Below are 4,305 nucleotides of genomic sequence, written 5' to 3' on the forward strand. Positions count from 1 at the left end.
CTTCGAGGGCCGGGAGACATCGTCTCGGTCCTGCCCTACCACCTGGGCTACCACCCGCGCGACAGCGTCGTGGTCGTCTCCATCCGTGGCCGTCTCCTCGGGCTCGTCGCCCGGGTCGACATCCCACCACCCGGTCGTGAGGCCGAGGTCGCCACCTGGCTCACCGGACCAATGGTCCGCGACGGCGCCAGCGCGGCCGTCGTCGTTTCGTTCGAGGACCGGGCCGACGCAAGCGTCCCCCTCTCGCTCGCGGTGGCCGAACACCTCGAGCAGGCTGGTGTCGAGGTGCTCGACGTCATGGTCGTCAGGGACGGCCGGCGTTACTCCCCGCGCTGTGCCCAGGACTGCTGTCCTGCAGAGGGAGTCGCCCTCCCGGACCCGGCCGATGTGGTGGGCGTGGCCGAGTACGTCGCAAGAGGGCGCGCCCCGCTGCTCTCGCGCAGCGCAGTCGACGACCTGGTCCGGGCCGACCCCGTCGCCAGCACCGGAGTGGCCGCCGCGATCGGGGCACATGAGGGGATGCCGCGTCGCCGGTTGCGTCGTCGCTCGGCGAGCGCGTGGGCCGAGCTCCTGCGCCCACCGCGGACCGACGGGGGTGCCCGCGACGGTGGTGGCCGCGACGGGCTCAGCCGCGATGGTGGTGCGCAGCACCCGCCCCCGACGGTCGTCGCCGATCTCGCGCTCGGGTTGCGCGACATCGCCTGGCGCGATGCCGTCATCGCGTGGCTGGCTCCCGGAGTGCTGCCCCTGGCCGACCTCCAGCCCAGTGCGGTGCTGATGCTGGAGTCGACGATGCCCTCGTGGGGTGGCATGGGCTTCGACGGCGAACCGGGCGAGGGGAGTGACGAGGTGCTGCGTCGGCTGGTCGCGCTGTGCCGCTCACTGCCGGACGAGGCAGCGCAGGAGGCGGCGGCCCTCTGCACCGTCGTCGCCCACGTGGCCTGGGCCAGTGGCGACGGCACGATCGCGCGCGCGGCGATCGAGCGGGCGCGACACCTCGCCCCCGACTACCGTCTGGCTGCGCTCCTCGCGAAACTCATCGACGCCGGCATCCGCTTTCCCCCTGTCCCCTCGACGGAGGGGGCGACGCAGGACGGCGACGGCAGGTTGGGGCGCGCGGGCTGACCGGCCCTCGGACGCACCGGGCCACGCAGGTCAGAGGCGGTTTAGCATGGAGGCCGGTCATGAGTCCCAGTGCCAAACCCCGGTTTGCTGGGCGGCAACCCTCCTCGCGGTGGGGTGCCCCGGGTGATGACCCGGCCCCACCCGTCCCGGTGTGGCAAGCGCGATGGTCGAGGAGTACCTGTCATGACAGCCACCCCCACGAGGTCCACCTCGGCGGTCTGGCGTGCCGGCGACTCTGTCGGGGACCGGTTGTTCGCGGCCGTGGGGGACCTGTCGCTCGAGCGCGGCGGGGTCCTGCCGGACGTGACCGTGGCCTACGAGACCTGGGGAACGCTCTCGCCCTCGGGAGACAACGCGGTGCTCGTCGAGCACGCACTCACCGGTGACAGCCACGTCGTGGGTGAGGTCGGCCCCGGGCACGCGTCACCCGGCTGGTGGCCGGGCCTGATCGGGCCGGGGGCGCCGCTGGACACCAATGAGCTGTTCGTCGTGGCGAGCAACGTGCTCGGGGGGTGCCAGGGGACGACGGGGCCGGCATCCGCAGGCCCTGACGGTCGGCCGTGGGGAGGCCGGTTCCCCTTCATCACGATCCGCGACCAGGTGGCCGCGGAGGTGGCCCTGGCCGACGTGCTCGGGATCGAGCGGTGGCACGGGGTGCTCGGCGGGTCGATGGGGGGGATGCGTGCGCTGGAGTGGGCCACGGGCCACGGCGCGCGGGTTGAGCGCACGCTCGTGCTCGCGTCGACGCCGTACGCCACGGCCGACCAGGTGGCCTGGTGCCAGCCGCAGCTGCTCGCCATCCGCTCCGATCCTGCGTACCGGGGCGGCGACTACTACGGGTACGAGGACTGGCCGGTCACCGGGATGGGCATCGCCCGGCGGATCGCCCACACCACCTACCGCCACGAGGGTGAGCTCGACGAGCGGTTCGGTCGGTCGCCCAGGGCGGGTGAGGACCCTCTCGGGGGTGGGGGCCGCTACGACGTCGAGAGCTACCTGGACCACCATGCGGCCAAGCTCACCCGGCGCTTCGACCCCAACAGCTACGTGGTGCTCACCGAGGCGATGAACAGCCATGACATCGGGCGAGGCCGCGGGGGAGTGGCCAGCGCCCTCCAGGCCTACCGGGGCGCGCTGCACGTGGCCGGGGTGAGCACTGATCGCCTGTACCCCCTGCGCTTGTCGGAGCAGATGGTCGCGGCCAGGACGGGCACCGAGTTGTCCGTGATCGAGTCGCGGTACGGCCACGACGGCTTCCTCATCGAGACCGACCAGGTCGGAGCAGTCATCGCCCGCGCGCTCGGCGCTGCCTGAGGGCTCCCCAACTGCGGTAACGTCGCTCACGAGACATTGCCGTCCCGCCCCACAGGAGGAAAATCGTGACCATCGTCGTCGGGTTCGTATCGACCAAGGAAGGGCGGGCAGCCCTCTCCCGAGCGGTCGAGGAGGCGAGGTTGCGCCAGTCCAAGCTCGTCGTCATCAACTCCAACCGTGGCGGTCGGGATTACGACGACGACACGAGCCAGACGGCAGAAGCTGAGCTCCAGCGCGTCACCGACGAGCTGCGTGGCGACGGCCTCGAGCTCGAGGTTCGACAGCTCGTGCGCGGAAACGAGCCCGCCGAGGACCTCATCGCCGTCGCCAACGACACCGACGCCGACCTCATCGTCATCGGCCTGCGGCGCCGCACCCCGGTCGGGAAGCTGATCCTGGGCTCCAACGCCCAGCGGATCCTGCTCGACGCACCCTGTGCGGTGCTTGCCGTCAAGGCCTGATCACAGCCGGTTCGCCTGCTCTGTCCCCGCTCTCCAGCACGTCGATCGCCACCGGTGACACCCGGTGCGATGTGCCGGAATGGGGAAGCGCGTTTTATAATGGAAGAGCGCACCTGGCCACACCCCCGGCCCAGCCACCTCGGCCGGACGAAACGGTGTCGCACAGGACCTCCCCCTCAGCCGGCCCCGGCGTTGCTCTGCGCGCCTGGATCCCGGTTTTCCGCGACGAAAGGTTGTTGGTGTCGCCTGTGTCCAACACATCCCCCGAGCTCGGCGCACTTCCCCCGGAGTTCTCTCACGAGGCCTTGCAGACACTGATTCGCATCGGGGCGGCCACGGGGTCGGTGACCGGTGAACAGGTTGCTCACGCCATGCAGAGCGCCGAGGTCAAGCCCAAGCGTGGACGTGTTGTCCTGAGCGCACTCGGCGAGCACGGCATCGAGGTCGTCATGGACCCAGCCCACATCGGCGTGGCTGCTGCCACGGCACGCACGACCAAGAAGGCTGCAGCGACGGCGTCGACGGCCAAGAAGGCACCCGCGAAGGCGGCTGCGACCAAGGCTGCGCCAGCGAAGGCTGCGCCTGCCAAGGCGGCTGCGACCAAGGCCGTACCGACGAAGGCGGCTGCGACCAAGGCTGCGCCTGCCAAGGCGGCTGCGACCAAGGCAACGGCGACGAAGGCGGCTGCGACCAAGGCCGTACCGACGAAGGCGGCTGCGACCAAGGCTGCGCCTGCCAAGGCGGCTGCGACCAAGGCAACGGCGACGAAGGCGGCTGCGACCAAGGCAACGGCGACGAAGGCGGCTGCGACGAAGACCGCCGCAGCCAAGACGACGGCATCCTCGACTGCCGCGGCCAAGACCGCCGCGCCGCGCGCCGCCCGGGCCACCACCACCCGCAAGGCCGCTGCTGCAGCGGCCGGATCCGACGCTCCGGCGAAGACCACCGTTCCCCGTCGTAGTGCTGCCGCGAAGAAGGCCGCTGCCGCCGAGACCGAAGCGGCTGCCGAGGCCGTCGACGAGGTCGAGGACGACGAGGACGACGACGAGGTCAAGAAGCCTGCCGAGCCGGAGACCGAGACCAGCGGCTTCGTCCTGCGCGACGACGACGAGGACGACGCACCCGTTCAGCAGGTCGTCACGGCCGGGGCCACCGCGGACCCCGTCAAGGACTACCTCAAGCAGATCGGCAAGGTCGCCCTGCTCAACGCCGAGCAGGAGGTCGAGCTGGCCAAGCGCATCGAGGCCGGCCTGTTCGCCGAGGAGAAGCTGAACTCCGGCGAGAAGATCGACATGAAGCTCAAGCGTGAGCTCTGGTGGATCGCCCAGGACGGCAAGAAGGCCAAGAACCACCTCCTCGAGGCCAACCTTCGCCTCGTGGTGTCGCTGGCCAAGCGCTACACCGG

4 protein-coding genes and 1 riboswitch are annotated in these 4,305 nt (G+C 70.9%); all 4 genes read left to right on the forward strand.

Annotated features, from left to right (window positions below; genetic code table 11):
• The coding region (locus tag PLL68_RS12615; RefSeq protein WP_324534596.1) for a DUF4192 domain-containing protein at positions 1-1,125 on the forward strand (1,125 nt) is incomplete at its 5' end.
• Between the two features lie 55 nt (positions 1,126-1,180).
• Positions 1,181-1,292, forward strand: a riboswitch (SAM riboswitch).
• A gap of 16 nt (positions 1,293-1,308) precedes the next feature.
• Complete coding sequence (gene metX / locus PLL68_RS12620; RefSeq protein WP_324534598.1) at positions 1,309-2,439, forward strand: homoserine O-acetyltransferase MetX; 1,131 nt, start codon at positions 1,309-1,311, stop codon at positions 2,437-2,439.
• Positions 2,440-2,504: 65 nt separating this feature from the next.
• Positions 2,505-2,900 (forward strand): universal stress protein, encoded by a 396-nt coding sequence (locus tag PLL68_RS12625; protein ID WP_324534600.1) that lies wholly within the window; start codon positions 2,505-2,507, stop codon positions 2,898-2,900.
• Between the two features lie 305 nt (positions 2,901-3,205).
• Positions 3,206-4,305, forward strand: a 1,100-nt coding sequence (locus PLL68_RS12630; RefSeq protein ID WP_324534602.1) for a sigma-70 factor domain-containing protein, incomplete at its 3' end; no start/stop codon positions are given.

The organism is Ornithinibacter sp. (assembly GCF_035443565.1).
In the GTDB taxonomy this organism is placed as follows: domain Bacteria; phylum Actinomycetota; class Actinomycetes; order Actinomycetales; family Dermatophilaceae; genus Fodinibacter.

Excerpts from the sequence above, each read along its gene's own strand:
- metX (WP_324534598.1), top strand. The coding sequence starts at position 1,309 with ATGACAGCCACCCCCACGAGGTCCACCTCGGCGGTCTGGCGTGCCGGC.